This window comes from Actinosynnema sp. NPDC002837, assembly GCF_040295345.1.
Taxonomy (GTDB): Bacteria; Actinomycetota; Actinomycetes; order Mycobacteriales; family Pseudonocardiaceae; genus Actinosynnema.
In genome coordinates, this window is sequence record NZ_JBEOVG010000012.1 from 134272 (window position 1) to 159248 (window position 24977).

The 24977-nt window shown below is 70.7% G+C and carries 21 protein-coding genes and 1 pseudogene; 8 read left to right on the forward strand and 14 right to left on the reverse strand.

Going from position 1 to position 24977, the window contains the following annotated elements; genetic code table 11:
• The first annotated feature begins 267 nt into the window (after nucleotides 1-267).
• Nucleotides 268-1122: a hypothetical protein gene (locus tag ABTZ99_RS11995; RefSeq protein WP_499610768.1), complete on the forward strand. Its 855-nt coding sequence runs from the start codon at nucleotides 268-270 to the stop codon at nucleotides 1120-1122.
• 287 nt (nucleotides 1123-1409) lie between these two features.
• On the opposite strand, the gene ABTZ99_RS12000 is transcribed toward ABTZ99_RS11995, so the two are convergent.
• The 10 genes from ABTZ99_RS12000 to ABTZ99_RS12045 form a co-directional block, all read right to left on the reverse strand.
• The gene (locus ABTZ99_RS12000; RefSeq protein ID WP_498786295.1) at nucleotides 1410-2261 is read right to left on the reverse strand and encodes a fibronectin type III domain-containing protein; all 852 of its coding nucleotides are present in this window, start codon (nucleotides 2259-2261) and stop codon (nucleotides 1410-1412) included.
• Between the two features lie 31 nt (nucleotides 2262-2292).
• Nucleotides 2293-2475 (reverse strand): hypothetical protein, encoded by a 183-nt coding sequence (locus tag ABTZ99_RS12005; protein WP_498786296.1) that lies wholly within the window; start codon nucleotides 2473-2475, stop codon nucleotides 2293-2295.
• Between the two features lie 527 nt (nucleotides 2476-3002).
• Nucleotides 3003-4010 (reverse strand): zinc-dependent alcohol dehydrogenase, encoded by a 1008-nt coding sequence (locus tag ABTZ99_RS12010; RefSeq protein ID WP_499610772.1) that lies wholly within the window; start codon nucleotides 4008-4010, stop codon nucleotides 3003-3005.
• A 265-nt stretch (nucleotides 4011-4275) separates the two neighbouring features.
• Nucleotides 4276-5967 (reverse strand): AMP-binding protein, encoded by a 1692-nt coding sequence (locus tag ABTZ99_RS12015; RefSeq protein WP_499610775.1) that lies wholly within the window; start codon nucleotides 5965-5967, stop codon nucleotides 4276-4278.
• The gene (locus ABTZ99_RS12020; RefSeq protein WP_499610777.1) at nucleotides 5954-7948 is read right to left on the reverse strand and encodes an FAD/NAD(P)-binding protein; all 1995 of its coding nucleotides are present in this window, start codon (nucleotides 7946-7948) and stop codon (nucleotides 5954-5956) included. The genes ABTZ99_RS12015 and ABTZ99_RS12020 overlap by 14 nt, the downstream gene beginning before the upstream one ends.
• A gap of 55 nt (nucleotides 7949-8003) precedes the next feature.
• Nucleotides 8004-9434, reverse strand: a complete 1431-nt coding sequence (locus ABTZ99_RS12025) for a cation:proton antiporter (protein ID WP_499610780.1) — start codon at nucleotides 9432-9434, stop codon at nucleotides 8004-8006.
• A gap of 23 nt (nucleotides 9435-9457) precedes the next feature.
• On the reverse strand, nucleotides 9458-10003 hold the full coding sequence (locus ABTZ99_RS12030) for a flavin reductase family protein (protein WP_498786305.1): 546 nt from the start codon (nucleotides 10001-10003) through the stop codon (nucleotides 9458-9460).
• Nucleotides 10000-11655, reverse strand: coding sequence for an NAD(P)/FAD-dependent oxidoreductase (locus ABTZ99_RS12035; protein ID WP_498786307.1), 1656 nt, complete (start codon nucleotides 11653-11655; stop codon nucleotides 10000-10002). The genes ABTZ99_RS12030 and ABTZ99_RS12035 overlap by 4 nt, the downstream gene beginning before the upstream one ends.
• 61 nt (nucleotides 11656-11716) lie before the next feature.
• Entirely contained in the window at nucleotides 11717-12196 is a 480-nt protein-coding gene (locus tag ABTZ99_RS12040; RefSeq protein ID WP_498786309.1) for a DUF4904 domain-containing protein, read from the reverse strand.
• Nucleotides 12197-12253: 57 nt separating this feature from the next.
• The gene (locus ABTZ99_RS12045) at nucleotides 12254-13681 is read right to left on the reverse strand and encodes a vanadium-dependent haloperoxidase (protein ID WP_498786311.1); all 1428 of its coding nucleotides are present in this window, start codon (nucleotides 13679-13681) and stop codon (nucleotides 12254-12256) included.
• Nucleotides 13682-13887: 206 nt separating this feature from the next.
• Here ABTZ99_RS12045 and ABTZ99_RS12050 point away from each other — a divergent pair, with 206 nt between their 5' ends.
• A complete protein-coding gene (locus tag ABTZ99_RS12050) occupies nucleotides 13888-16563 on the forward strand; it encodes a LuxR C-terminal-related transcriptional regulator (protein ID WP_499610783.1) in 2676 nt (891 codons plus the stop codon).
• Between the two features lie 6 nt (nucleotides 16564-16569).
• Here ABTZ99_RS12050 and ABTZ99_RS12055 read toward each other — a convergent pair whose 3' ends face one another.
• The 3 genes from ABTZ99_RS12055 to ABTZ99_RS12065 all read right to left on the reverse strand — a co-directional run bounded on the left by ABTZ99_RS12055 (nucleotide 16570) and on the right by ABTZ99_RS12065 (nucleotide 19210).
• On the reverse strand, nucleotides 16570-17133 hold the full coding sequence (locus tag ABTZ99_RS12055) for a T6SS phospholipase effector Tle1-like catalytic domain-containing protein (protein WP_499610785.1): 564 nt from the start codon (nucleotides 17131-17133) through the stop codon (nucleotides 16570-16572).
• A gap of 8 nt (nucleotides 17134-17141) precedes the next feature.
• Complete coding sequence (locus ABTZ99_RS12060; protein ID WP_499610788.1) at nucleotides 17142-17978, reverse strand: hypothetical protein; 837 nt, start codon at nucleotides 17976-17978, stop codon at nucleotides 17142-17144.
• Between the two features lie 1016 nt (nucleotides 17979-18994).
• Complete coding sequence (locus ABTZ99_RS12065) at nucleotides 18995-19210, reverse strand: integrase core domain-containing protein (protein WP_498783172.1); 216 nt, start codon at nucleotides 19208-19210, stop codon at nucleotides 18995-18997.
• Between ABTZ99_RS12065 and ABTZ99_RS12070 the strand changes: the two genes are divergently transcribed.
• Entirely contained in the window at nucleotides 19198-19332 is a 135-nt protein-coding gene (locus ABTZ99_RS12070) for a hypothetical protein (protein WP_498783170.1), read from the forward strand. The two genes, ABTZ99_RS12065 and ABTZ99_RS12070, sit on opposite strands and share 13 nt — an antisense overlap.
• 342 nt (nucleotides 19333-19674) lie before the next feature.
• A pseudogene (locus ABTZ99_RS12075) lies at nucleotides 19675-19893 on the forward strand (response regulator transcription factor); the annotation flags it as partial.
• Nucleotides 19894-19913: 20 nt separating this feature from the next.
• Here ABTZ99_RS12075 and ABTZ99_RS12080 read toward each other — a convergent pair.
• Nucleotides 19914-20888: an AraC family transcriptional regulator gene (locus ABTZ99_RS12080; protein WP_498783165.1), complete on the reverse strand. Its 975-nt coding sequence runs from the start codon at nucleotides 20886-20888 to the stop codon at nucleotides 19914-19916.
• A gap of 147 nt (nucleotides 20889-21035) precedes the next feature.
• Here ABTZ99_RS12080 and ABTZ99_RS12085 point away from each other — a divergent pair, with 147 nt between their 5' ends.
• The 4 genes from ABTZ99_RS12085 to ABTZ99_RS12100 all read left to right on the forward strand — a co-directional run bounded on the left by ABTZ99_RS12085 (nucleotide 21036) and on the right by ABTZ99_RS12100 (nucleotide 24808).
• Nucleotides 21036-21926 carry an enoyl-CoA hydratase/isomerase family protein gene (locus tag ABTZ99_RS12085; protein WP_499610792.1) on the forward strand — a complete coding sequence of 297 codons (891 nt, stop codon included), beginning with the start codon at nucleotides 21036-21038 and terminating at the stop codon, nucleotides 21924-21926.
• Between the two features lie 316 nt (nucleotides 21927-22242).
• Nucleotides 22243-22632 carry an HPF/RaiA family ribosome-associated protein gene (locus tag ABTZ99_RS12090; protein ID WP_499610795.1) on the forward strand — a complete coding sequence of 130 codons (390 nt, stop codon included), beginning with the start codon at nucleotides 22243-22245 and terminating at the stop codon, nucleotides 22630-22632.
• A 225-nt stretch (nucleotides 22633-22857) separates the two neighbouring features.
• The gene (locus tag ABTZ99_RS12095) at nucleotides 22858-24216 is read left to right on the forward strand and encodes an alpha/beta hydrolase family protein (RefSeq protein ID WP_499610798.1); all 1359 of its coding nucleotides are present in this window, start codon (nucleotides 22858-22860) and stop codon (nucleotides 24214-24216) included.
• Nucleotides 24217-24391: 175 nt separating this feature from the next.
• Nucleotides 24392-24808: a hypothetical protein gene (locus ABTZ99_RS12100; RefSeq protein WP_498783157.1), complete on the forward strand. Its 417-nt coding sequence runs from the start codon at nucleotides 24392-24394 to the stop codon at nucleotides 24806-24808.
• The last annotated feature ends 169 nt before the right edge of the window (nucleotides 24809-24977 follow it).

The window sequence follows — 24977 nt, forward strand, 5'->3', positions numbered from 1 at the left end:
GCGTCCGGTGTTCCGCGACGACGACGAGATGGCCGTGTCGGGTCCACTCGCGGATCGACTGGGAGCCGCCATCGACGAGGCGCCCGCGATGATCCTGCTGGCTTCTCCGGCGTCCGCGCGATCGCACTACGTGAACCTCGAGGTGGCGCACTTCCTCGCCAACCACGACCTGAAACGCCTGGCCATCATCGCGACGGGCGACGACCCCACCGAGGAACCGGACTGCCGCCCGCCCTCGACCACGTCGACGAACCGCTGTGGCTCGACATGCGAGGCGCTCGCAAGCTCACCCGCCGCGACCTCGTGCGGGTCGCCGCCGTCGTGCTGGACGTGGGATTCGACGCGTTGTGGCGCAGGCACGTCCGCTACCTGCGCCAGCTCGCCGCGCTGTGGTGCGCGCTGGTTCTGGTCGTCGGTGTCGTGGTGGGCACCGCGATCGTTCGCCAGGTGGAAGCGGAGAAGCGCAGCCCGGAGCAGCAACGCGCCCAGTTCTTCGAGTGGATGACCGAGGACGTGCAGTCGGCCGGTCTGCCCGTCAGCGAGGTCAAGCTGAACATCACTCGTGTCGATGATCTGGACAACGACGGCCTGATGGAGTTCTTCGTCGTCAACGAGACCATGGAGTTCTGCGGGTCAGGAGGGTGCATGTTCGCCGTGTACCGCACTGTCTCGCCCGGCGAGTACGTGCGGGTGCTCGAACTGCTGGGCACCTCGACCGCACGGGTGCGCCCGGTGCAGGACGGCTCAAAAGAGATCATCGTCACCGATCTCTCCGTGAGCAGGGAACGCCTCTACTCCGTCTACACGTTGCGCGGCGGCAAGTTCGAACTCGAGCACCACGAGTTCTGCGACGGCTTGATCTTCGAGGCGTGCCACGAACCGACGGTGATCACGCCTGTCGCGTCGGAAAACGTGCCTGCTGTTGACCAATACGCCGTACCTGTGGAGCGGCCGGCTGCGGACGCGCGGGTGGTCAGGATCGGGGCGGCAGGTACGAAACTCGAAGACGGCGCCCATCCCCTCAAGGTCAGGGGCACGGTGGAAGGCGGCGATTGGTACCTCGTCGAGGTATGGAAGGGGTCGTGCGGGTTCGTCCCCGCCTCTGCCGTGCAGCCGAACTGATGTTTTGACCTGGTTGTCAGCGGCCCGTGGCGCTACCTGGACGCCGAACCCGACCCCGAACGTCGGCACGTCCGACCGGTGCCGGTGACCGACCTGCCGCGTACGGCGGTCGAAGAGGATCGTCGGACATCCTTGTGGGGTGTCGGAAGTTCGGCCTCATGGCCCGACCCGCCGCAGGTTTGACCAGGAGCGCCTCGACCCGGGAGGCCGCGAAGGACTCCCGGGTCCGCGATGGCTGCGCGGTGGGTCCTAGGTCGATCTCCGCCCGACCCGAGGCGGATTCACGATCACCGGCCGCGCGGTGGCGTCGCGAAGACCAGCCCCTGGCTCTTCGGGGACGAGAAGCCGTACGAGTCCTTGGTGGTGACCTTGACGCGGTGCTGGGTGTCGGGGCTCAGCCCGGTGAGCGTCGCCTGCTTGTCGGTCACGAAGGCGACCTTCACACCGTCCAGGAACACGTCGTAGCCGATCGTGGGGAACCACCACGAGGTCGAGTACCAGCTCAGCGAGACGCTGGTCGGCGTCACGGCCGTGACCTGCAGCTGCGACGGCCGCACCGGGTGCTCGATGATGCTCGACTCGGACTTGACCACGGTCAGCAGGTCGCTGGGGCCGGAGTGCCGGCAGGTCACAGTGGTTGCGGTGCCCGCAGGGGTCCCGTCCGCGCGCTCGGGCCGCAGGGACAGCGTGAGGTCGCCCAGGTGGATCGCGTAGTCCCCGGCCGGGTAGAGGCCCAGCTGCGGGAACCCGCCGGCGGCCTTCACCGGCCCGCCGGACGAGGTGAGCAGGGTCGGCGCGAAGCTCAGCGCGGCCGCGGTCGCCGTGGTCCCGGCGGGGCCGACGAGGGTCGCCGCGAGCGACGCGGTGCTGTCCCCGTCGATCCGGACGCCGGCCGGCGCGCGGTCGAGGGCGAACGTCACGTCCACGTCGATGTATGCGGATTCGAGGTACGGGACGTTCCCTCCGGCCATCCCCTCGTCGGGCACGACGGCCGTGACGTCGGCGTGCACGACGACCCCGGGTCCACAGGTGTAGTCGAGCCCCAGCCCGACCGTTCCCGCGGACGCCGTCCCGACCGCGACACCGCCGGATAACACCGCGGCGACCGCGGCCCCGATGACAAGTCTTCTCCCCAGCACGATTACCCCTTCGCCTTCGTTGGTGGCACTGTCACCCGACCAGGGTCCCTCCGTCGGAACCCGCAAGGTACTTCTGCGGTGTGTGGTTCACCGCCGCGGTGGAGGTCAGCTGCGGCCGGTTGGCGTTGACGCCCGCGCCCGTGTTGGCGTGCTCGAAGAACCGCGCGCTGCGCCACGACGTGGGAGCCCGTGGTCGGTACCGCAGCGCGTTCACCGCCGCCTTCACGGTCCGGTACGCCCGGTGCCGTCCGACCCGACGACGACGGTGGCGGCCGTGATGTGCGCCGCCGCGAGGACGGCACGGCGCATCGCCTTGACCATGTGCTGCTCCCCGTCGAGTCGCTTGGCGTTGGCGGCGTAGGTCCGGATCTTGTCATCAGGCGGTTTCCGTTCAACCGCCGAACGAATGCGTCAGCCGCGGCGCGATGCCCGGGCGAGGTTCGCGGGGGAGTGCGAACCGCCCGCGCAGACCTCGACACCGCCGGCGGTCCGCTGCCCGAACTCACGTGGAGATCGCGTGAACCCCTGCCGCCACCGCCCGACCACCCCGCCGCACCTTGACGACCGGTCCGCGGCGGGCTCGCGGATGGTCGCGGAACCGTCAGCTCGGGAAGCGGCAGGCGCGGCCGGCGCCGCAACGCGCCCGCGGGGGTGCGGAAGCTCGGTCGGCACGCGTCACCGCGGGTCTGCGGTCGAGGTGGCGCGAGTCGCCGTGCTCCGCCGAACGCCGACCGGGCCGGGTCAGTACCTGATCACCAGGTGGGCTCGGGTGTTGTTGGCCAGGACGTCGGCGAAGGTTTTGTTGATCTCCGCCAACTCCCGCGGTTCGACCGTCACCACGGTGTGGCCGGCGGCGTGCAGCGTGAAGACCTCCGTGAGGTCCTCGCGGGTACCGACGACCGAGCCGACCACCGAGATGCCCCGGGTCACCGCGTCGAAGATCGGGTCCGGGATGCCGCGTGCCGGTAGGCGGACGCACACCAGCCGGCCCCCGCGACGGAGGGAGCGGAGCGCGTGTTCGTAAGCGCTCGGCGCGGACGTGAGCGCGATCGCGATGTCGGCGCCACCCTCCGCCTGGATCACCACGGCCGGGTCGCGGGTGCGCGCGTCGATCACCTGCTCCGCGCCGAGTTCCCGGGCGTGGTCCAACTCGTCCGCGTCGACGTCGACCGCGGTGACGAAGCCGCCCGCGTGCCGCGCGTACTGGAGCGCCAGGTGGCCGAGCCCGCCCAAGCCGAACACGGCGACGTGATCGGCGGGACCGACCTGGCCGGCCTGCACGGCTTTGTAGCCGGTGACCCCGGCACAGGTCAGCGGAGCCGCTTCGAGCGAGGGGACGCCTTCGGGCACGGGGACGGCGTAACGAACGTCCGCGACCGCGTACTCGGCGTGGCCGCCGCCGACCCGGTAGTCGATGTTCTGCTGAGACTGGCACAGCACCCTCCAGCCCGCCAGGCAGAACCCGCACCTCCCGCAGGCCCAGCAGAGCCACGGCAGGGCCACTCGCCGGCCGACCCGGCTCGCGGCCACACCCGTGCCCACCCGTTCGACGATGCCGACGCCTTCGTGGCCCGAGATCAGTGGCAGCGCCGGCCGGTCCGGCCAGTCACCGCAGGCGATCCGGACGTCGACGTGGCAGATCCCGCAAGCCTCCATGCGAACCAGGACCTGGTGTGCCCCGGGCTCCGGGATCGGCACCTCCCGCAGTTCGAGCGGAGCCGAGAACTCGGTTATCACGGCGGCACGCATCAGGGTGCTCCTTGCCAGACAGCCCCCGATCGCGACTGGTCCTCGATCGGGATCCGTTCCCCCGTTGGGAGCACGTCGAAGCGTAACCGATTCCGGCTCGTTCGGCAGGGGCGCGACCGGTGCGCGGAACCCGCCGATCGAGGCCGTTCGGGCGGAACGGCTCGTGGTCGAATCGAGCGCGTCGCGTCGAACGGCCGGGGTGGGGGAGGTCGGGCAGATTTGTCGCCGATGTGTCGAAATCGTCGTGGGTTTGCGCGCGCAGCGTTCACCCGGACGGTGGGGCCGGGTCGGACAGGTCGTCGAGGAGGTACTCACGCGGACCGCCGCCGTTGTGCTCCTCCGCCCGGAGCTCCGCCCGGCGGATCTTGCCGGACGTCGTTTTCGGCAGCGTGCGGAACTCCAGCCGGCGGATCCACTGGTGCGGCGCCAGGTGCTCCTGCGCGTACCGCAGGATCGACCGTGCCGCCGCCACCGACGACGGGCAGCCCTCGGCCAGCGTGACGAAGGCTTTGGGGACCACCAGGCCGATCGGATCGGACGCGGGGACGACCGCCACCTCGGCGACGTCGTCGTGCCGCAGGAGCACGCTCTCCAACTCGAACGGGGAGACCGGGTGGTCGTAGGACTTGAACAGGTCGTCAGCGCGCCCGACGTAGGTGAAGTAGCCGTCGGCGTCCCGCCGGGCGATGTCACCCGTGTGGTAGCGACCACCTGCGAACGTCCGCGCGTTCTTCTCCGGGGCGTCGACGTAACCGGGCATCACCCCGACCGGCCGGTCGGCGAGGTCGACGCAGATCTCGCCCTCGTCACCGGGCTCGCCGGTGAGCGGGTCCAGCAACACGATCCGGTAGCCGGGCAACGGCTTGCCCATCGAAGCGGGCCGGACGGCGAGACCCGGGGTGTTCCCGATCTGCGCGGTCGTCTCGGTCTGGCCGTAGCCGTCACGGACCGTGAGCCCCCAAGCCCGCCGGACGCGGTCGACCACCTCGGGGTTGAGCGGTTCGCCGACGCTGCCGGCTTCGCGCAGCGCGGCAGGACGGGCGCCGAGGTCCTCCTGCAGCAGCATCCGCCACACGGTTGGCGGTGCGCAGACGGTGGTGGCCCGCTGGGAGGTGAGGACGTCGAGCACGGTCGGCGCCGGCGCGGTTCCGGTCTTGACCGTCAGCAGGGTCGCCTCCGCGTTGAACGGCGCGAAGAAGCTGCTCCAGGCGTGCTTGGCCCAGCCGGGGGCGGAGATGTTCAGGTGCCGGTCGCCGGGCCGCACACCGGTCCAGTACATGCCGGACAGGTGACCGACCGGGTAGCTGGTGTGCGTGTGCAGGGCCAACTTGGGCCGCGATGTCGTTCCCGAGGTGAAGTACAGGAAGAGCGGGTCGTCCGCGCGGGTGGTGCCCTGCGGGGTGAAGTCGGCCGGCTCGGCGTAGGCGTCGCGGTAGGGAGCCCAGCCGGGGACGGGTTCCCCGACGACGATCCGGGTCAGGCGGTCCGCGATCCCCGTGAACCGGTCGGCGAGCTCACCGTCGGTGATGACGTGCGTGACACCGCCCCGGTCGAGGCGATCGGCCAGGTCGGTGGCGGAGATCGTCGTGTAGGTGGGGATGACGACCGCGCCGAGCTTCATCGCCGCCAGCAGGACCTCCCACGTGGCGAGTTGGTTGTCCAGCATGACGAGGACGCCGGTGCCGCGCGCCACCCCGCGGCCGCGCAGCCAGTTGGCCGCCTGGCCGGACCGCGCCGACAGCTCCGCGTAGGTCGTCGACGCCACCGAGCCGCCGTCGACGATGCGCAGCGCCTCCCGGTCGCTGTCCCGTGCGATGGGGTCGAACCAGTCGAGTGCCCAGTTGAACGTCTCGAACCGCGGCCACCGGAACCGGGCGCACGCGGCGTCGTGGTCCTCGCGCAGCTCCAGCAACAGGTCCCGGGCCGCGCGGAACCGCTCGGTGTCACCGGCGGCCACGGTCGCCTCCCGCCGAGCAGGTCAGCGGCCGGTCGACGCGGATCCCCCCGGTGTGGGCGGACCCGTTCGCCGCGAGTGCCACGACCCCGGTGCACCCGCCGTCCAGGACGTCACCGGCGACGGCGTCCGCGTCGGCGTGGAACGCGCTCAGCGGCCCCGGCCGTCCGTTGCCGATCTGCGTGAACCACCGCAGGTTCTCGGTGGGGATGCCGAGCACGTACAAGTCACGGTTCACCCGTCCGTCGGCGCCGACGGCGTGGAACGGCGCCCGGGTGGAGGCCATCGCTCCGGTGGTGAAGACTTCGTCGGCGAACGAGCCGGCGTTGACGTACTCCGAGATCAGGCCGTCGGCCAGCAGCTGCCGGGTCAGCGGCGAAGCGTCCTGCCGCACCGAGGGGCGGGGGATGCGGGCGTCGATCAGCGTGCTGACCACCTGACCGGCTCCGGTGACCTGGGCTGAATCGAGCAGGAAGCCGCCCGGCGCGAGGCCGACCCGCAGGGCCGGCCCGACCAGGTGCAGCACGTCGGCCTCGATGAGCGCGCGGACCTGGGCGAGCCTGATCGCCGGGGGACCGGCGGAGAGCATCGCGTTGATCGGGGTGAACCAGCCGACGAAGTCCTCGCGGTGCGACCGCGGCCGCAGGCCACCGTGGTCGACCGCCGCGCGGACGGCGCCGCGGAGGTCCCGGAGGATGTCCAGCGCGGCCTTGACCGGCCCGTGCACGTTGCCCCGCAGAGCTTCCACCAGGTCCTGCCCGAGCAGGTCGAGCACGTCCCGGTGGAACTCGGCCGGGTCCGCGTACCGCCGACCGGCGAAGGGCCGGGCGATCCGCTCCAGGTCGATCGTGGCCGCGTGCGCGATGCCGGCCTCGACCAGTGCCTTGTCGACGAGATGGGCCGCCTTGCCCCCGGCGACAGCCAGGTGGAGGCGGGCGAACCGGCGGGCGGCCTCGTCGCCGGAGTGGTCCCGGATCAGGGTGGTGTAGTAGACGTGCTCGACCTCCAGTTGCACCAGCGGCAGCACGTCACGGCGGAAGTCGAGCCGGGCGGACCCGGTTTCGCGGCGGGCCCGGTGCCGGGCTTCCGCGAGTGCGCCGCAGGTCAGGAACTTGGCTTCGTACCGGTACTCCGGAGCCTTCTGGTTCACCCCGCGGGCGAGGATCGGCACGCCGCTGCGAGAACCGGCGAAGACGCGCGGCTCCCGGCCGCTCGGCCGGTAGCGCAGCTCGCCGGCGGGGCCGGGCTCGAACCGGCCACCGCGGCCCGCGGTGAGCGCCGCGACGACGTCCAGGAAGGTGAGCCCCAGCCCGAGGACACCGACCGGTTCGCCCGCCCTCACCGGGTCGAGGTCCAGGTCGGCGGCGGAATCGCCGCGGACGTACCGCACGCCCGGCCGGCTGTCGGCGTGGTCGAGCAGCTCCCGCTCGCGCGGTCCGGGGGTGGTGACCGGGTGCCCGGTGGTGAGCACGAGCTTGTCGGCGAGGACGACGTGGCCCGCACGGGTGACCAGGCGCAGTCGGCCCCCGTGCCGCTGCACGCGCTCGACCCGTGACCGCACGGCGTGGATGGCCACGTTGTCCGGCTTGTGCGCGACGAGGTTGTCGAACACGTCGCGCAGGTACCGCCCGTAGCACGCTCTCGGCGCGTAACCGTTCTGCCCCAGCGCGGTCCACCGCGGACCGGCTCCGCCCGCCGAGAGCCACTCGTGCAGCGAGGGCCCGGCACCCGCTCTCGGTGGTCCCTCGTCGCGATCGCCCGAGTACATGCTCACCTCACCGGCGGCGGTGTTCATCAGGAACCAGTCGGGCTGGTCCGTGCGCCAGATGCGGCCCGCGCCGTGCTCCCCGGGGTCGAAGACCCAGATCGACGCCGCGGGGCCCCGCCGTCGCGCGAGCCGCACCAGCAGACGTTCGAGCACGGACAGCCCGCGAGGCCCCATGCCGACGATCGCGACAACGAGTTCGGAGCAGGTCTTCGTCACGTCGGGTCCTCCCTGGTTTGCGGTGGTCGTGTGGGTGACGTCCGTGAGCCCGTGCTCAGGCGGGACCGGTGGCCGGCCGGGTGTCCGCCGGGGTTCCGCCGAGCCTGAGCCGCCTGAGCAGGGGACCGGTCATGGCCGTCGTCACCAGCGTCATCACCACGAACACGGCGAACAGGTCCGGTCCGATGACGCCGAGGGACAGCCCGGTGGAGACCACCACGAGCTCGGTCAGGCCACGGCAGTTGACCATGACGCCGAGCCCGAGCGACTCCCTCGGGGTCAGCTTGGTCAGCCGGCCGACGAGCGTCGTCGTGCCCACCTTGCTCACGACGGCGACCAGGACCATGAGCCCGCCGAGCAGGAGGTCGCGCGGGTCGTCCAGGAACTCGACGTGCACGCTGAACCCGATCACCGCGAAGAACAGCGGGAGGACGAGCGCCACCCCGCGGCCCACGGTGCGCCCGAGATCGCGCACCACGCTGTTCTCCCGCGGCACGACGGCGCCGACCAGCAAGGCCCCGAAGATCGCGTGGATGCCGATCCAGTCGGTGACGGCGGCGCCTGAGAGCGCGCACAGCACCAGCACCGCGATGGCGATCCGCCGACGGCTCGCGGTGCTCTCCGCGGCGGCCAGGAACCGCCGCAGCGCGGGACGGACGACGATCAGCGTCACCGCGGTGAACAGGACCAGCCACGCCGCGGTCGGGACGACCGCGGCGGCCGAGCTGCCTCGCGCCAGCGCGACGACCAGGACCAGCAGCAACCACGAGAAGGCGTCGCCCGCGCCGGCGGTGGCCAGACCGAGCGTGCCGATCCGGGTCTGGATCAGGTCGTGCTCGGCCAGGATCCGGACCAGGACGGGGAACGCGGTGATGCTCATCGCGGTGCCGACGAAGAGCAGGAACGGAACCGACCCGACGCCGGTCGGCCGGTAGGTCCCGGTCAGGCCGGCCGCGAGCAGGAGCCCGCAGCCGAGCGGTACTACCACCATGCCCGCACCCAGCGCGGCCACCTGGCCACCCGACCCGCGCAACAGGTCCAGCGGGAGTTCGGTGCCGAGGAGGAAGACGAAGTAGGTGATCGCCAGCTGCGCGATCAGGCCGAGCTCGGGGATCAGCTCGGCGGGGAACAGCGCGTGCTGGACCGCCGGCGCGACCTGACCCAGCAAGGTCGGCCCCAGCGCGATCCCCGCCGCCATCTCGCCGACGACCCGCGGTTGGCGGCACCGGGCCGCCACCCAGCCGCCGAGGCGCCCCACCGCGATGATCGCCGCGACCGCGAGGAGGAACCGCGGGACGAGCGACCAACCGCCGTTCCCCAGGTCCCGCAGCTGCCCGAAGGTGGGGACGGCGTGGATCATGCCGACCGCGATCACCGTCAGCAGCGCGACGACGGCGACGGCGTTCGGCCCGCGCTCCACCGTCCTGCGCCGCGGTGGCGGCACCGCCTCCCGATCGGGGTTCTTGCCCTGGGCTGCTGCCTTCATGGATTCCGGCCCCCCTGGTGCTGTCACGAGATGAAGTCGTAGGAGAGGAAGGCGTCGTCCTCGGCCCAGGTCCCGTACCGGCGCATGCCGTACAGCAGTGGCGCGGGCGTGCGGAGGCTGGTGATCCCGGCGATCTCGGCCAGGACGACGACGTGGTCGCCGACCGCGTGGTTCGCGCTCACCGCGCAGTCCGCGATGGTGTGCGCCGCGTCGACCAGGTGCGGGCCGCCGTTCGGCGCGGGTACCCACGGGACCCGCTCGAACCGGTCCGGCGCCCCCGAAGCGAACAACTCGGCGGTCGAACGGGCGTTGCGGTGCAGCAGGTTCACCGCCAGCGCCGAGCTCTCCAGGACGGCGTCCAGGGTGGGGCTGCCGCGGCGCAGGCACACGAGCAGCGATGGCGGGTCGGGGGCGACGCTGCACAGCGACGTGCAGGTCATCCCCCAGGGCTTGCGGTCCCCGGCCTGCGCCGTGACGACCGAGACACCGGTGGGGAACCCGACCATCAGTCGCCGGACGTCGACGCGGTGCCGTGCCGAGGTCTCCGCCCCGGTGGGCCGGCGGCTCACGACCCTTCCTCCGCCTTGGCGATGGCCATGTTGTCCAGCGCGTTGAGCATCCGGGGTCCGATGTCCGCAGGCGCGCTCGCGCGTGCCCACAGCCTGGCTCCCTCGACCCGGTCCGGGGTCAGGTGGTAGCAGCCGTTCTCCGGCAGGCCGAACTGGTCCGCGTACGGGAAGAAGTCCGCTTTCCGGACGGAGGCGAGGATCTCCGCGGCCGCGGCCGACGGCGCCAGTGCGCCGCGTTCGACGGCCTCGCACAGTTCCCGGGTCCGCGTGCCCAGCCGGACGAAGCTCTCGCTGATCGGCAACGGGGATCCCGGGTGGCCGTAGCGCTCGACCTCGACGAAGACGCTGTCGTCGCCGGTTCGCCGGAACCGGTGGTGGGCGTCTTCGAGCATCATGTTGCCGCTCATCGTGCCGAGCATCCAGGTGCGGTTGACGGCGTTCCACAGCTCGTAGTCTCGGAACCCGACGAACGAGCTGTAGACCAGGTCGTCGTGGAAGTCGAACAGGCCCTGCTGCAGGTCCTCCACGTAGGCGAACCGCTCGGTCGACCAGTCGCCGTCGCGCGACGCGTCGATCAGCCGCCGGCCGAGCGCGTTGACGACCGCGAGCGTGTTCGCCAGCCCGCGGGAGTAGAGCGCGTCGATGAACCCGGCGGCGTGCGAGGTGAGGCAGTACCGGTCGCCGACGACCTTGCTCGCCGAGTACTGGAGCCTGCCGGTGGACACCCACGGCCGCACCGCGCGCGCTCCCTCGAACTGCCAGGCGATCTCCGGGAAGCGGGCGAGGAACTCGGCGAACTCGCGCTCGGGCGGGAGCGAGCCGTTCGGGTGCTTGCGCGGGTCCAGGGTCAGACCCACGCTGCACAAGGGGTTGACCGCGCCCGGGTGGTTGTCGAACGGGATCACCCAGAGCCAGCCACCGTCGAAGACGTGGTGCAGCGTGCCGTGGTGCCACGGGTTCGGCTGCCCGTGGTTCGCGGCGGTGGGTGATTCGTCGAAGGGTCGCACCCCGATCATGTGCGTGAACAGGCACCGGGAGTGCGTCCTCGCCCGCGTCGGGGTCTCCCGCAGCCCGAACCGCTCGGCCAGCGGCGACCGGTAACCGCTGCCGTCCACCACGTAGGCGGCGCGGAACTCCTCGCCCCGGTCCGAGCGCAGCACGACGCCCTCGGCGGGATCGATGTCCACGTCGGTGATCCGGGTCGCCAGGCGCGCTTCGGCGCCGTACTTCACCGCGACGTGGAACAGGTAGGCGTCGACGTCCTGGCGGAACAGGTGTGACTCCGTGCGGAAGGCCACGGGGACCACCAGCTGGTTGACCTGCCGGGGGTCCTGCGGCTCGCCCTCCCGGTGGTAGACGAAGCCGAAGTTCTGCTTCTGGCCGCAGAAGGGGGAGACCCTGACGGTCCCGTCGTGGTTCGACAGCGCCCGCAACTCGGGCACCTGGTACCGGTCGGCGATCAACCGCATCATGCCCGAGGTGTAGGGGATGGTGGACTCGCCGACCGCGAACCGGGGATGGGCGCCGGCATCGATGATCAGCACCCTCACCCCGTTGCGGGCCAGCACCGCACCCAGCATCCCGCCGGCCATGCCGCTGCCGAGGATGGCCACGTCGTACCTCTCCGCCGCGGCGGAGTCATTACCCGGCACCCGACTCACCGGTCCTTTCGTCATTCGCTCGTCCGGTCGGAAAAATGCGTCCGCTGATCGCTCAGTAACCGTTGCCCGTCAGCCACTCGACCACGCCCAACGGGTCGTTCATCACCACGAGCGGGTCGATGATGGGCCAGATGTAGAGCAGCCCCTCGCCATCGAGCCGGAAGAAGTTGTGCACCGTGTACTGGGCGCCTTTCGTGGTCGTGATCTGCCACAGGCCGCTCGCGGTCGGGAAGTCCACGTTCACGTTGAGCACCGTCACCGCCAGCACCCGGCTCGACACGGGCTGGATGAAGCTCTCGATCTGTTCGCGCCCTTTCAGTGCGAGTCTGCTGATCGGCGGGAGGAATTCGGCGTTCGCCGAGAACCGGACCTCCGAGAAGTCGTGGGTCTCGAAAGCGCGGAAGTAGGACTCGATAATCGTGCGGTAGGTTTCCTTGTCCAGTTGTCTGCCGTTCGGCGTCGGATTCGCGGGGTCAAGCGGGTGGGTCGCGGCCCGGCCGTTCTCGTCCGTCGAGGTCGATGTCGTGGTCATGGCTGCTCCAGGGTGTTTTTCGGTGAACGAGTCGGTGGATCCGCGCAGGGCGTGCGGTCACGTCGCCGGTCCGGCGGCGTTGGCCGCCTTGAGCCCGTTGGCGGCGAGGTCGTCGGCGATGTCCATGCCGAGCCTGACCCCGCCGACGTTGCGGGAGAGGTCCACGTCACCGGCTTCGTCCACGGCGAAGGCGTCGAACACCCAGTGCACCCCGAGGTAGACCCGGCTGAAGCCCTGTTCGATCATCATCTGCCACATCCCGCCGGGGAACGTGCGCACGATGCGGGTCCGCACGTTGCCGGTGGTGTCGGTGCTGATCCCGTCGAGCTCGTCGGAGACGAACTCGAGGCCGTCCGCCAGGTCGTCGGGCCCGTCCTGGGTCCGGCCGTAGAAGTGCCGGACCGTCTGGAAGGCCGCCCCGCCCTCCGACGCGTGGCCCGACGGGTACGCCGGGAAGCTCGGCGTGAAGTTCCGCCCGCCGGTCACGTTGGTCGCCTGCGCGCCGAGCGGCAGCCAGAACGGATCGGCGTCCGAGTCCAGCGCGGCGTCGCCCACGCCCGCCGGGCCGGAGGACGAGTCGTGCTCACGGACACCGAGCACGGGACGCCACAGGTCGTACTCGTACTTGTCGGCCCACGCCAGGATGGTCGAGTCGGCGATGGCCGCGTTGACGAGGGCGAACAGCCGGGCGTTCTGCGCGGTGTCGTTGCCCTGGGCGACCGCGACCTTGCGGATGATCTGGTTGTACAGCCGCGTCGGCGTGCCGATGCGGCTGGCCGCTTCGTAGCCCCAGAACAACCCGATGGCGGTCTCGTTGGGCGTGCGCGCGGTCAGCAGGTCGGCCGGGAGGGTGCCCATGAGGTGCGGGGCGATGCCCTTGGCGCGCACCTGCTTGAGGGCCTGCTCGTACTCGGCGCTCCCCGGCTGCGGGGGCGCGTCGAGGTGGTGGCGGGTGGTCGCCGCGAAGCAGGCGGACCGGGCGCCGTAGAACGGGCCGTAGAAGCCCTGGCCGGGGTTGTCCGGGTCCTGCCGGTGGTGCCCCGGTGCGACCGAGGAGCTGTGCCCGTTGTCGCCGAAGCCGGGGTCGTTCGCGCGGAGCGCGAGGATCTTGGCCGCGACCTTCCGACCGAAGTCGTGGCCCGCCACGTCCGACTTGCCCGCGGTCAGCCCGGCCGCGGCGTGCCGGGCGTCGAAGAACGCCTTCTGCGTCGGGTAGAGCGCGCTCAGCGTGGCGTGGGCGGCACTGGCCACCGCCGCGGCGGCGTCGGCGTCGGCGGCGACCTCGGGCAGGTCGTCCCCCAGGTAGGGCTCGTACTGCCCGGTGTCGATGCCGAAGTAGGCGTCGTGCATGGCCAGGTGCACGATCGCGTTGCCGCGCGCCCCACCGGGGCCGCCGCGGACGCCGAGTTCGCTCGCCGGGAGAGTCGTGTGGGTGACCCGGTCGGCCTCGGCGGCGACCTCGTTCCAGTAGAGGATGGGATCCATTGGTGCGTACCTCCAGGGCGTTGCCGTTCTGGTCGGGTGGTTGTCGCTCCACTGTGGTCACTCCCCGATGTCGTGGTGTGAGTAGTCGGGTACTCACCTCTCGGACCTGCCCGCGCCGGAGAAAATGAGGCGGGCCGCCGGTATCTGCGCCCGGTCTCGTCCCTCTGGTTTGTTACCTGTGGTGTCATCGGTGGGGGAGAATCCGGATGAACGGGATGATTCCGGTGCGCCAGGAGCCGTCCCGGTCCGCGACCGGGCGCTGGCCCCTGGTCGGCCGGACCGAGGAGCTGAACCGGATCTCCGCCTCGATCCGCCGCCGCCCGGACGGACCGGCCGGGGTGGTGCTGATCGGCGCGGCGGGGGTGGGGAAGACCCGCCTGGCACAGGAAGCGCTGACGGTGGCCGCACAGCGGGGCGCGCTGGTCCGGTGGGTGGCGGGCACTGCTTCGGCGCGGATGATGCCGTTGGGCGCCTTCTCGGCGACGCTGAACCTCGCCGACCTGGATCCGGTCAGGGCGGTGCCCGAGGCCGTCGAGGTGTTGCTGGCGGACGCACGTCCGGCCGGGGTGGTCATCGTGGTGGACGACGCGCACCTGCTGGACGAGCGGTCCGCGGTACTGGTCCACCAGCTCGTGCTGCGCAAGGCGGCGAGCGTGCTGCTCACGTCCCGCGCGGGGGAGCCGGTGCCCGACGCGGTGACGGCGTTGTGGAAGGACGGGCACCTGCCACGGCTGGAGCTCGAACCGCTGTCCTGCCGGCAGACCGCGGCCTTGGTGGAGACGAGGTTGGGTGGTCCGGTGGACGACGCCGCAGCGCAGCGGCTGTGGTCCATCACCCGGGGCAACGTGCTGTACCTGCGGCAGCTGGTCGACCACGAGCTGGCCTCCGACCGGCTGCGCGAGTCCGCAGGGGTGTGGCGGTGGTCGGGGCGGCCGGGTTTGTCGCCGGCGTTGCTGGACCTCGTGTCCACCCGGATCGGTGGGCTGCCGCGGCGCCAGCTCGAGGTGCTCGACCTGCTCGCGTTCGGCGGTCCGCTGGAGGTGCCGCTGGTGACGGAGCTCACCGGCGCCTGCGCGATGGAGGAGATGGAGGCCAGGGGCCTCATCGAGGTCTTCCCGCACGGGCGGCGCTGGCAGGCCCGACTGGCCGACCCGATGTTCGGCGAGGTGCAGCGGCGTCGGGCAGGCGCGCTGTACGCCCAGCGGCTGCGCAGGCGCATCGCGGACGCGCTGAGTGCCACGGGCGGGAGGCGGGCCGACGACGCACTGCGCCGCGCGGTCCTGCTGCTGGACTCCGGTGCGCAACCCGAGGTCCCCCTGCTCACCGACGCCGCCCGCCGGGCCGTCGAAGTGGGGGACCTCGCGCTGGCCACCCGGATCGCCAGGGCCGCGGTGTCCGCCGGTGGCGGGTTCGAGCCGCGGCTGCTGCTGGGCAACGCCCTCGGCTGGACCGGCCGCATGGCCGAGGCCGGTGGCGAGTGGGCCGCGCTGCGCGCCCTGGCCCGAACCGACCTCCAGCACGCGCAGGCCGCGATGGTCCGGGCGAAGATCCTGGCCTGGGCCGGCCGACCGGCCGAAGCCGAGGCCGAGCTTGCCGCCGCGGCGCGCAGGACGAGGGACGAGTCCGCCGACCTCGTGCTGGCCGGGGTCCGTTCGGTGCTGGACGCCTACCTGGGACGCGTGGTGCGGGCCGCCGAGGCGAGCACCGCGGTGCTCGCCCACCCGCGCTGCCCCGCGGCTGCGGTGCCGTGGGCGAGTTGGGGACTCGCGATGGCGAGCGGAGGACTCGGCCGCCTCGACGACGTCGAGGCGACCCTGCGGCGGATCGACGCGCCGGGCGTCGGGCTGCACGAGCGGGCTGTCGTGGTGTTGTTCTCGATGCGGGGGCTGCTCCTGGCCGGCCTGCCGGACCAGGCGGACCGGATCGCGGAGCGGTTCCGCGGGCCGTGCACCGATTCTCCGGGACGCCCGGTCGACGCCTTTACCAGTCTGATGGCCGCGGGGGCGGCGACCTTCCGCGGCCAGGTCGAGACCGCGGCACGCGGGTACCGCCAGGCCGTCGCGGCGCACCACGGGGCGGACTCCAGCGGCTGGTCGTTCATCGGGCTGGTGGGCCTCACCATCGCGCTCGGGATGCGCGGTGAGCCGGCTCCGGCCCTCCGGGCCCTGGTGGAGATGACGGCCGAGCACCACCCCACGTGCGTCTTCCTGGCGCCGGACGTGCTGCTGGCGCGGTCCTGGGTGGTCGCCGCGGAAGGCGGGGTGAGCGAAGCCGCGGGCCTGGCTCGCCAGGCGGCCGAGGTGGCCGCGTCGCAGGGCCAGCCGACGGTGGAGGTCCTCGCGCTGCACACGGCGGTCCGCTTCGGCGACCGCGCGGTGGCCGACCGGCTGGCACGCCTGGCCACCGAGGTCGACGGGCCCGGCGCCCGGGTCGCGGCCGCGCACGCCCGTGCCCTGGCCGCCGACGACGGACCGGGTTTGGAGGCCGTCTCGGTGCGGTTGGAACAGCTGGGCGCACTCCTCGTGGCCGTGGACGCCGCCGCACAGGCCGCGTCCGCCCATCACCGGCACGACCGCCACGGGTCCGCCCAGGCCGCGACGGCACGCGCCCGCAAGCTCGCGCAAGCCTGTGAAGGCGCCCGGACCCCCGCGCTGGCGGCGCTGACCGCGCCGCCGGAGCTCACCGGCCGACAACGCGAGATCCTCACCCTCGTCGCCGGCGGCCTGTCCAACGCCGACATCGCGCAGCGGCTGTTCGTGTCCGTCCGCACGGTCGAGAACCACCTCTACCGCGTCAGCACGAAACTCGGCATCTCCAACCGCGTGCAACTGGCCGCCCTGGTCCACGGCATCGGCACGGCTCCCGACGGGGTCGGGAGCTGACCGGCCTCAGCGACCTCCCCGGATGACGTCCGAGTGGACGCCGGAGAACCACACTTGCTCGACCTCCTGGGACGGCGCCGACTTCGACCGGCGGGAGTCCGGGATCACCGGGTACTCGCGGTGAGGTCTGCGCTTCTCGTCGATCGAAATGGCGGGTCGGACGGTGAGCGCGTTCGCGACCTGCCTGGTGTACGGCCACCGCATGTTCCACTGCAGCACGCCCGCGGCCTTGACGGTGTCCCAAAGGCCCATGTAGTGGACGGGGATGCCGAACCGGCCGTTCGACGGCGCGCTGAACGACTCGGCGAAGCGGTGCACCCGCCCCCCCAGTCGTCGTCGGTGATGGTCTTGTCCGGGCACGGGCAGCGGGACGTCCTCCAGGACGCGGTCCAGCATCAGCTCGACCAGTTCGTCCTTGGTGGCGACGTGGGCGGACGCGACCCGGAAGCGCGAACGGCGTGGGCCGAGGCACTCGACCTCCTCGACCGCCAAGGCCGCGCCGACGACGCGACACGTGTTCGAGGACAGATCGAGGCGCTCGACCGAGCGACCGCGGATCAGTGAGGGCATTCGCGGCGTCAATCGTGGCCGTTCGGTAGCACGGGTGTACCCGAGTTGTCCGAAGCGGTGCGGAGCCGGCTCGCTGAGTAGGCCACCAACACGACGAAGCTTCCCACCAGGATGGTCGCGACCAGGGAGATGGAGTCGGGAACCGGTGCGGAACTTTCGGTGAAGCCGACGAGCGTGGTCACGCCCAGGACCGACGCCGAGGCGAGGACGACCGCGATCCCGGAGATGAGCCGGGTGAACGCGGGGTGGTGCTGTGGTCGGTCGAAGAACTTGACGGCGCACACGAGGACTGCCAGGACCACGAGAAGAAGAACCGATAACACCGCCCAGTCGAGGCCGGTGAAGCCCGCCGCGGCACCGTACTTCTGGGTGACATGGTCACGTGCCCCGCTCCACATCGACAGGACGACGACCGGGGAGAGCAGGAAGACGATGACGGCTCTGATCAGGTTCGCCATGGCCTGGCTGATGGCTCGACTCCGCGGAGCGTCGCTCTCCAGTCCGCGGACGAGGACGAGCATCGAGTACAGCAGCATGACCCCGGCAACACCGAAGCCCACCCCCGACACCGTCAGGAGCGAGGCCACTCGTGCGGTGCCAGCGGTTTCACCAACCACCACGGCGTAGTTCAGGCTCGACACCCCTAGGGCGATGAACGCGGCCAGCAGGGGGCAACCACTCTCCAGGGTCTTGCCCGCCGAATGGTTGGTGGTCAGCTGAGCCGCAATCAGTGCGATCAGGCTGGCGAAGGCGAAACCGGCCATGACGCCTGCGAGTTGGGAGTAGAGGCCGGCGACCGCAGGGAGATTGGGCGGCACCGGCTCGACCGAGGCGATGATCAACAAGAGGCTGCCCCTCCATCCGTTGTCTCCGCCGGCGACATCGTCCTCGCGCGGCACGGGTTACCCGCTCGGACGACACGAGTCGCGCTGGATGGTCATGTCGGCCATGTGGCGTGCCAGAAGTCGGCCGCATGGTCTGACCTGCGGTTAGGCTGCTCTGGGTTCGTACTCGTTGATTAGGCCGCCGACGACCGGGCGGCGGCGTATCGATGTGTGGCCCCGGCTCTGCGGCGACGGCCGACGCGTGCGGTTCCTGATCCGCGACCGGGACGGGAAGTCTCCGCCCTGCTCGACTCTCGTGGCGGCGCGGGCCGGCGTCGACCGATCAAGGCGATGATGGGTTTTCATAGTCGTGCGCCTTGCTGGATTATTCTCGAGTCCTCCAGTTTACCGAGGTCTCGGCATCGGCGCAGGAGCAAGTAACACGCTGTACGCGACGGGTGTGGACACCGTCGCTCGGTGGTCTACTGGCCGGACGCTGCTGTACAGCAGCGAAGTAGAGCAGTCGCGTCAATCGAAGACGACCACGGAGGACCGGCATCGACTGTCTGACGCCGGCAAAATCCATATATGACCTTCCCGCCGTAGTTCGTCATCGAATCGGACGGCAGATGGGAGAGCTCCGGCGAACACGTGGGAGCGGACTGTGGGAGCAGATTGGGAGCCGTGTGGCGCGTCCAACGGTGTTGATTCGCATTCAGCGGCTTCCAATGGCCGTGTTTTTCTTGCGCTGATCCTATTTCTGCTGGTGGAGGCGTTATTTCGGCTTCATTCACACCGAAGAGGTCACTGGTTCGATCCCGGTATCGCCCACAGTGTGTCTTACCTGGTCAACGGCTCGTGGGCGATCTTCGTCTGCGGGCCGTTGATCGTTCGTGGAGCAAGACTGGAGCAAAAGATCTTGACCACCTTTGCTGCTCCGAAGAGGTCGCAGGGTTTTCTCCCATATTGCTCCCACCGGGCTTGGAGTCCGGCGAGCATGGCGTCGGTCATTGGTCGGGTGACGTGGGAGTAGACGTTCATGACTCTGTGATCGGCTGGTCTGGTCGTGGTGGTGCGAGCTGTAGCGCCTGGTGTGGTCGGTGGTGGTTGTAGTGGGCCGTGTAGCGGTCCAGGACCGCTTGCAGGTGGTGTTCGTTGAGGATGGGCCGTCGGTCGGTGACTTCGCGTCTGACGGTGCCGACGAACCGTTCGGCGTGGGCGTTGGCTCTCGGGCAGCGTGGTGGAGTTCTCACGCAATTGGCTGGCGCTCTTCGGACGCTCCTCCGCCGCCGAGGACGTCGAACTGCTGGTGCTGCGGCACGAGGTCGCCTTGGTGCGCCGGACCAACCCCTCGCCCGCGGTTGGACTGGGCTGACCGCGCCGTGCTCGCCGTGTTGGTGCGTCGACTCCCCCGACTGCTGCGTGAGCATCGGTTGGTGACACCGGGCACCGTGCTCCGGTGGCACCGGCGCCTGGTCCCGAAGAAGGTGGACCCACCCGAAGCGGACCGGGCGCCCACCGATCGACGACACCGTCGTGGCGTTGATCGAGCGTACGGCCCGGGAGAACGCCGGCTGGGGCTACCGCCGGATCCAAGGTGAACTGCTCACACTCGGCCATCGGGTCGCCGCCTCGACCATCCGCCGCGTGCTCAAGCGCCTACGGATGCCGCCCGCACCCCAACGCGACACCGACACCTCCTGGCGAAAATTTCTCCGCGCGCGCCGCGCTCACGCCGCGCGAACGCGAGATGGTCGCTCTCGTCGCGACCGGGCTGTCCAATGTGGAGATCGCCGATCGGATGTACCTCAGCCCCTTCACCGTTCGCGCCCACGTGCAGCACGCCATGTCCAAATTGGACGTCCGCGACCGCGCGCAACTCGTTGTCATCGCCTACCAGACCGGTCTGGTGGCAGGAACGGAGAATGCCTTCTAGGCGGCATTTTCCTTGCGGTCCTAACTGATCGTCAGGCTCGACGGGGCGGGCGTCTCCAACCGGAAGGTCGTACCGTGGTGGCTGCGCGTCTCGCTGCGGTAGCGTCCGGGCGTGCGTCCGTGGGCCCGGGTGAAGGCGCGGGTGAGTGCCGGCACCGAACCGTAACCGACCGCCTCGGCGATCGTCTCGAGGGAGTCATGACTGTCGCGTAGCCGCACGGCGGCTAGATCCATGCGCCAGTTCGCCAGGTACGCCGCGGGGGTGTATCCCGTCGCGGCCGGGAAACGGCGGGCGAGGGTCGCACGGGAGACCGAGATGGCTTCTGCGAGCATCGAGGTCGTCCAGGGAATGGCCGGCTTCGCGTGCAGGTGCCGTAGTGCCTTGCCGATGACGGGGTCGTAGAGCGCGCCCAGCCAGGTTCCGAAGCACTCGGGGGGACTCACCGCGAGCCAGGCACGCAGCATCTGCACGAGCACGATGTCGACGAGGCTCTTCAGCACGGCAGGCGTGGCGAGCTGCGGATGGGCGAGTTCCCGGGCGAGCATGCGCACCGCATCGGTCAGCCCCGGCGTCCCCGCCTCGGCTCGCACGTGGACGAGAGCGGGGAGCACGGTCAGGATCTGGGTGAGCGCGGCCGGGTCGCTGTCGTAGTGAATCGTCACGATCCGCGTGGTCGAGGGCTGCGCCCCGAGGCTGATCACCTCGCCGGTGCCGCGCCCGCGAGCGACCACCTGCTCACACCTGTTGCCCTTGTTCGTGGGGTCGTCGGTGAGGCCGTGCGAGGTGCCGGCAGGCAGCAGGACCACGTCGCCGGCCGCCAGTTCCACCGGTTCGTGGCCGTCCGCCGTGAGCCAGGCATGGCCTGCGGTCACGGCGTGCAAAGCCGTCCCGGGGTAGTCGTCCAGGGTGATCGCCCAGCGGCCGCCTGCTTCGACTTGGGTGCTCAGCGCGCCTTTGACGCCGGAGATCGCCAGGGCGTCGGCCAGTGGATCCACGACGGTGACTTTAGCACTTGGATCAGGTCACGATGAGGCAGAGGATCAATCTTTTGCGACGTTCGGGCATGGCTCGCCTCAGGCTCTGCTTCATATGGTCTTGGGGCCGGATGAGTCGCATCCGGCCCCATCCGAAGAGGAGTCACCATGGACTACAGCACCTGGGCCGGTCTCGAAATCGCCGTGGGGGGCGGCGTCGCCACCGTCTCGCTCGACCACCCGCCCCTCAATCTGATGGACGGCGTGCTGCTGCCGTCTCTGCGTGGGTTCGTGCACCAGGTGCGCACCGACGCGGACGTTCGGGTCATCGTGTTCCAGAGCGCCGATCCGGAGTTCTTCAGTGCTCACGGTGACATGGCCTACGTCACCGACCCGGAGGCCCTGCCTGCCGCCACCCGGGCCGCGATCGACGCCGCACCGGGGGCTGTGCTCCCTGACGGCCTGAACATCCTGCAGGCCCTGAGCCTGGAGATCCGCGACCTTCCGCAGGTCACCATCGGCAAGGTGGCCGGGTTCGCCCGGGGCGCCGGCAACGAGTTCCTGATGTCCCTCGACCTGCGCTTCGCCGCGATCGGCCGGTCCGGTCAGGCCCAGCCCGAGTCCACGCTGGCGATCCTCCCCGGAGGCGGCGGCACGGTGAACATGACCCGTCTGCTCGGCCCGGCCCGGGCCCTGGAACTGCTCATCGGCGGCCAGCTCGTCGGCGCCGAAGTGGCCGAGCGCTACGGCCTGGTGAACCGGGCCCTGCCCGCCGACGAGATCGACGCCTTCGTCGACACCCTGGCCCGCCGGATGGCGGGAGTGCGCCCCGAGGTCATCGCCGCGATCAAGGCCACCGTCCGAGCCGCGACCCCGCCCGTCCCCGACAAGGCCTACGCCGTCGAAAACGCCGCCCTGTACTCGCTGTTCACCGAGGACATGGTCGAGATCGCCCGGAAGCAGCTGGCAGCGGGTGTGCAGACCCGTGAGGGCGAGCGGGATCTCGAGGGGCTCGTCGACAGCCTGTCACCCGGCTTCCGGCACGTAGCTCAGCGGTAGGGCCTCACGTCCCTGAGGCGACGGCGTCCGTCACGGATCCGGCCAGACGTCCCCCAGCCGGTCGGCACCGGCAGGTCACGGCCGGGCCGCTCGGTGTCGCCGTCGTTCTGGTACTACTGGCGGGACCACCCATGCCCGCGCGAAAGCCTCGGGCTGGATGTGTCAGGGGCATCAGTGAAGGTGGTCCGGCGGACTCTGGCTATCTCTTGGGTCAGCTGCCGGACCGTGGCGGTGACGGGATCTCCTATTGCTGCGTTTGAACCGACCGCTCCCGTGGTATCGGTCAAGACCATTGCTTTCTGCTGCGGAGGTGCGAATGCAGATCCAGGTCAACACCGATCACAACATCAAAGGTGGCGAAGGACTGGCCACCTTTGTAACCGCCGACCTGGAGAGTGGTCTGTCCCGGTTCAGCGGCTGGTTGACGCGGGTTGAGGTGCACCTCAGCGAGGACGGGGGAAGCAAGCCGGAGGACATGAAGTGCGTCATCGAGGCGCGACCGGGGGGTAAGCAGCCGGTGGCGGTCACCCACCACGCGACCACTGTGGATGAGGCGTACGCGGGAGCGGCGCACAAGTTGGGAAGGGTGTTGGATTCCCGTTACTCCCGCGCCCACGACCACAAGGGCAGCGACAGCATCCGTCACATGTCCGCTCCGGAAGACCCGGAGCGGGTTGGCGCGATCGAGGACGAGTCCCGGGGCTGATCAAGGCGACATGACGCTGTAGGCAGCATCGGTCGAACCTCCGCCCGCGCACCATCCACTAACGCAACATTGCGCAACTCGTCACGGAGCCGATTGTCATTGACGGTCGTTGCCGCGGCAGAACATCATGAGTCTGCTCGTGGTGGTGCGTGCCGGGTGAGGCGCGAATCGGCCGGACGGCGGTTCGCGGGTGATGCCGACCTTCCGGCGGGACTGGAGATCCAGATGTCCGCAGTGCGCAAATTCGGTGTCGTGCTGGCAGCCGCGTCGATGCTGGCGGCCGGTGCGCCTGCCGCGGTCGCCGCGCCAGCGGACGCAATGCCGTGCCTGGGAACGGCGGCTTGCGCGTCCGGGCAGCTCCCCGACGGCACCCCGTACCAGTTCGTCAAGCCGAACCGGTGGAACGGCGTGGTGCTGGTGGACATGGACTTCGCCGACGGCGGGCTCACCGCGCCGCTGACCGCGGGTCTCGTCGAGCGCGGCTACGCCGTGGGCGGCACGAGCAGGGCTGTCACCGGGTGGCGCATCGCCGAGGCGATCGACAACCAGGCCGCCGCGCTCGGGCGGTTCGAGGCGGCGTTCGGGCCCGCGCGGTGGGCGGTCGCGGAAGGCCGCTCGATGGGCGGGTTCGTGGCCGCGGGCGCCGCGCAGGTCCACCCCGACCTGTTCGACGCCGCCATACCGTTCTGCGGCGGGCTCGGTGGTTCGGTGGGGCAGTGGAACCAGAAGCTCGATACCGTGTTCGCGCTGAAGACGTTGCTGTTCGACGACAGCGCCTTGCCCGTGACCGGGATTCCCGCTGACGTCGCCGGTGCGCGTCAGCAGTGGATATCGGCCCTCGCCGGGGCGCAGTCCACGGCGGAGGGACGGGCGCGCATCGCGCTCGCCTCCGCGATCGGGCAACTCCCGGGCTGGGGGCTCACGGCGGACGGCACCGCGCCGCCGGTGCCGGCGTGGTGGGACGCGACGGGCATCGAGAACGGCATGTACCAGGCGTTGGCCGGAGGTCCGCTGCCGTACATCGGACAGGCGATGAGCAGCAGGCGCGCCATCGAGCAGATGTCCGGCGGGAACCCCTCGTGGAACACGGGGGTCGACTACGGCCGGCAACTCGCGTCGGCCGAACCCGGTCAGCAGCTCGCCGTCGTGCGGCTGTACGCCCGTGCCGGGTTGGACCTGCGGGCCGACCTCGGGCGGTTGGCCGCGGCTCCCCGCATCGCTGCCGACCCCGCTGCAGTGTCGCAACTGTCCAGGGGAATCGTGTTCACGGGCGACGTGCGCGTGCCGGTCCTCACGGTCAGCGGGCTCGGCGACCAGATCTCCACCGTGGCGCAGCAACAGTCCTACGAGGCGCTGGCCCACCGCGAGGGCAACGGCCGGTTCGTGCGTCAGACGTACGTGCGGACAGCGGGGCACTGCACGTTCACCGTCGACGAGCAGGTCGCCGCGATCGACCGGATGTGGCAGCGGTTGCGGACGGGCGTCTGGCCCGACCTCTCGCCTCGCACCATGAACGGGCTTGCGGGCGATGGCCGTTACGTCGACTACGTCCCGCCCGTGTTCAACCGACCGTTCGCGGGCTGACGAACACCCGTCGACCACGTCGGCGAACATCGGATCGCGTGGTGGTGCCGCGTCCTCGAGGATCATCGCGGTGATCTCGTCGAGGATCCGGATCGGCAGGTCGTGGGTGCCGTACCTTCGGTGGTGGGTGTCGGATCACAGCCGCGGCGGACCTGCCGCAATGGGAGGTGTCGGCATGATCGCTGCCATCGCGGGCGTGGGCGTTTTCCTGTTCCTGGCGGTCGCCGTTCTCGTCCGCCTGCGTGGCCGGTGGGCGGTTCCCGGGACGATCGGCCGAGCGCTGCGGTGGACCGGGGTCGCGGCGACGGTCGGGATCGCGGTCGCGTTGCACCCGGGGCTGTCCGCCGAGGGAGGGGGCGCCGCGGTGGACCTGCTCGGGGTGCCGCTGGTCGCTGCAGCGGCAGTGTTGGTCTCGGATCTCGCCGGCCGTGCCGTCGCGTTCGTCACGACGGTCGCGGCACTGGCGATGGCGGCGTGGGGGCTGGTGCTCGGCCTCGGGCTCGGGTTCTGCTTCGTGGTGCCCGCCCTGGTGTTCGGGATCGCGGCGCTGGCCTCGGTGCGACCGCGCGGCCTGGCAACGCCGAGCGCCTGATCCCGGGGTTCTCTCCGGTCGTGCCCGGGTGAGGTCCGACCGGGTGGATCCCAGCCGCTGACCGCGCCACGGAGCAACGTCACGCAGGAGACCCGGTTCCACTTCAACCACTGGTTCAGCGGTCGCAAGCACGTCGTGGCGCACGTGATGGCGCACGAGTCCGTCGCCG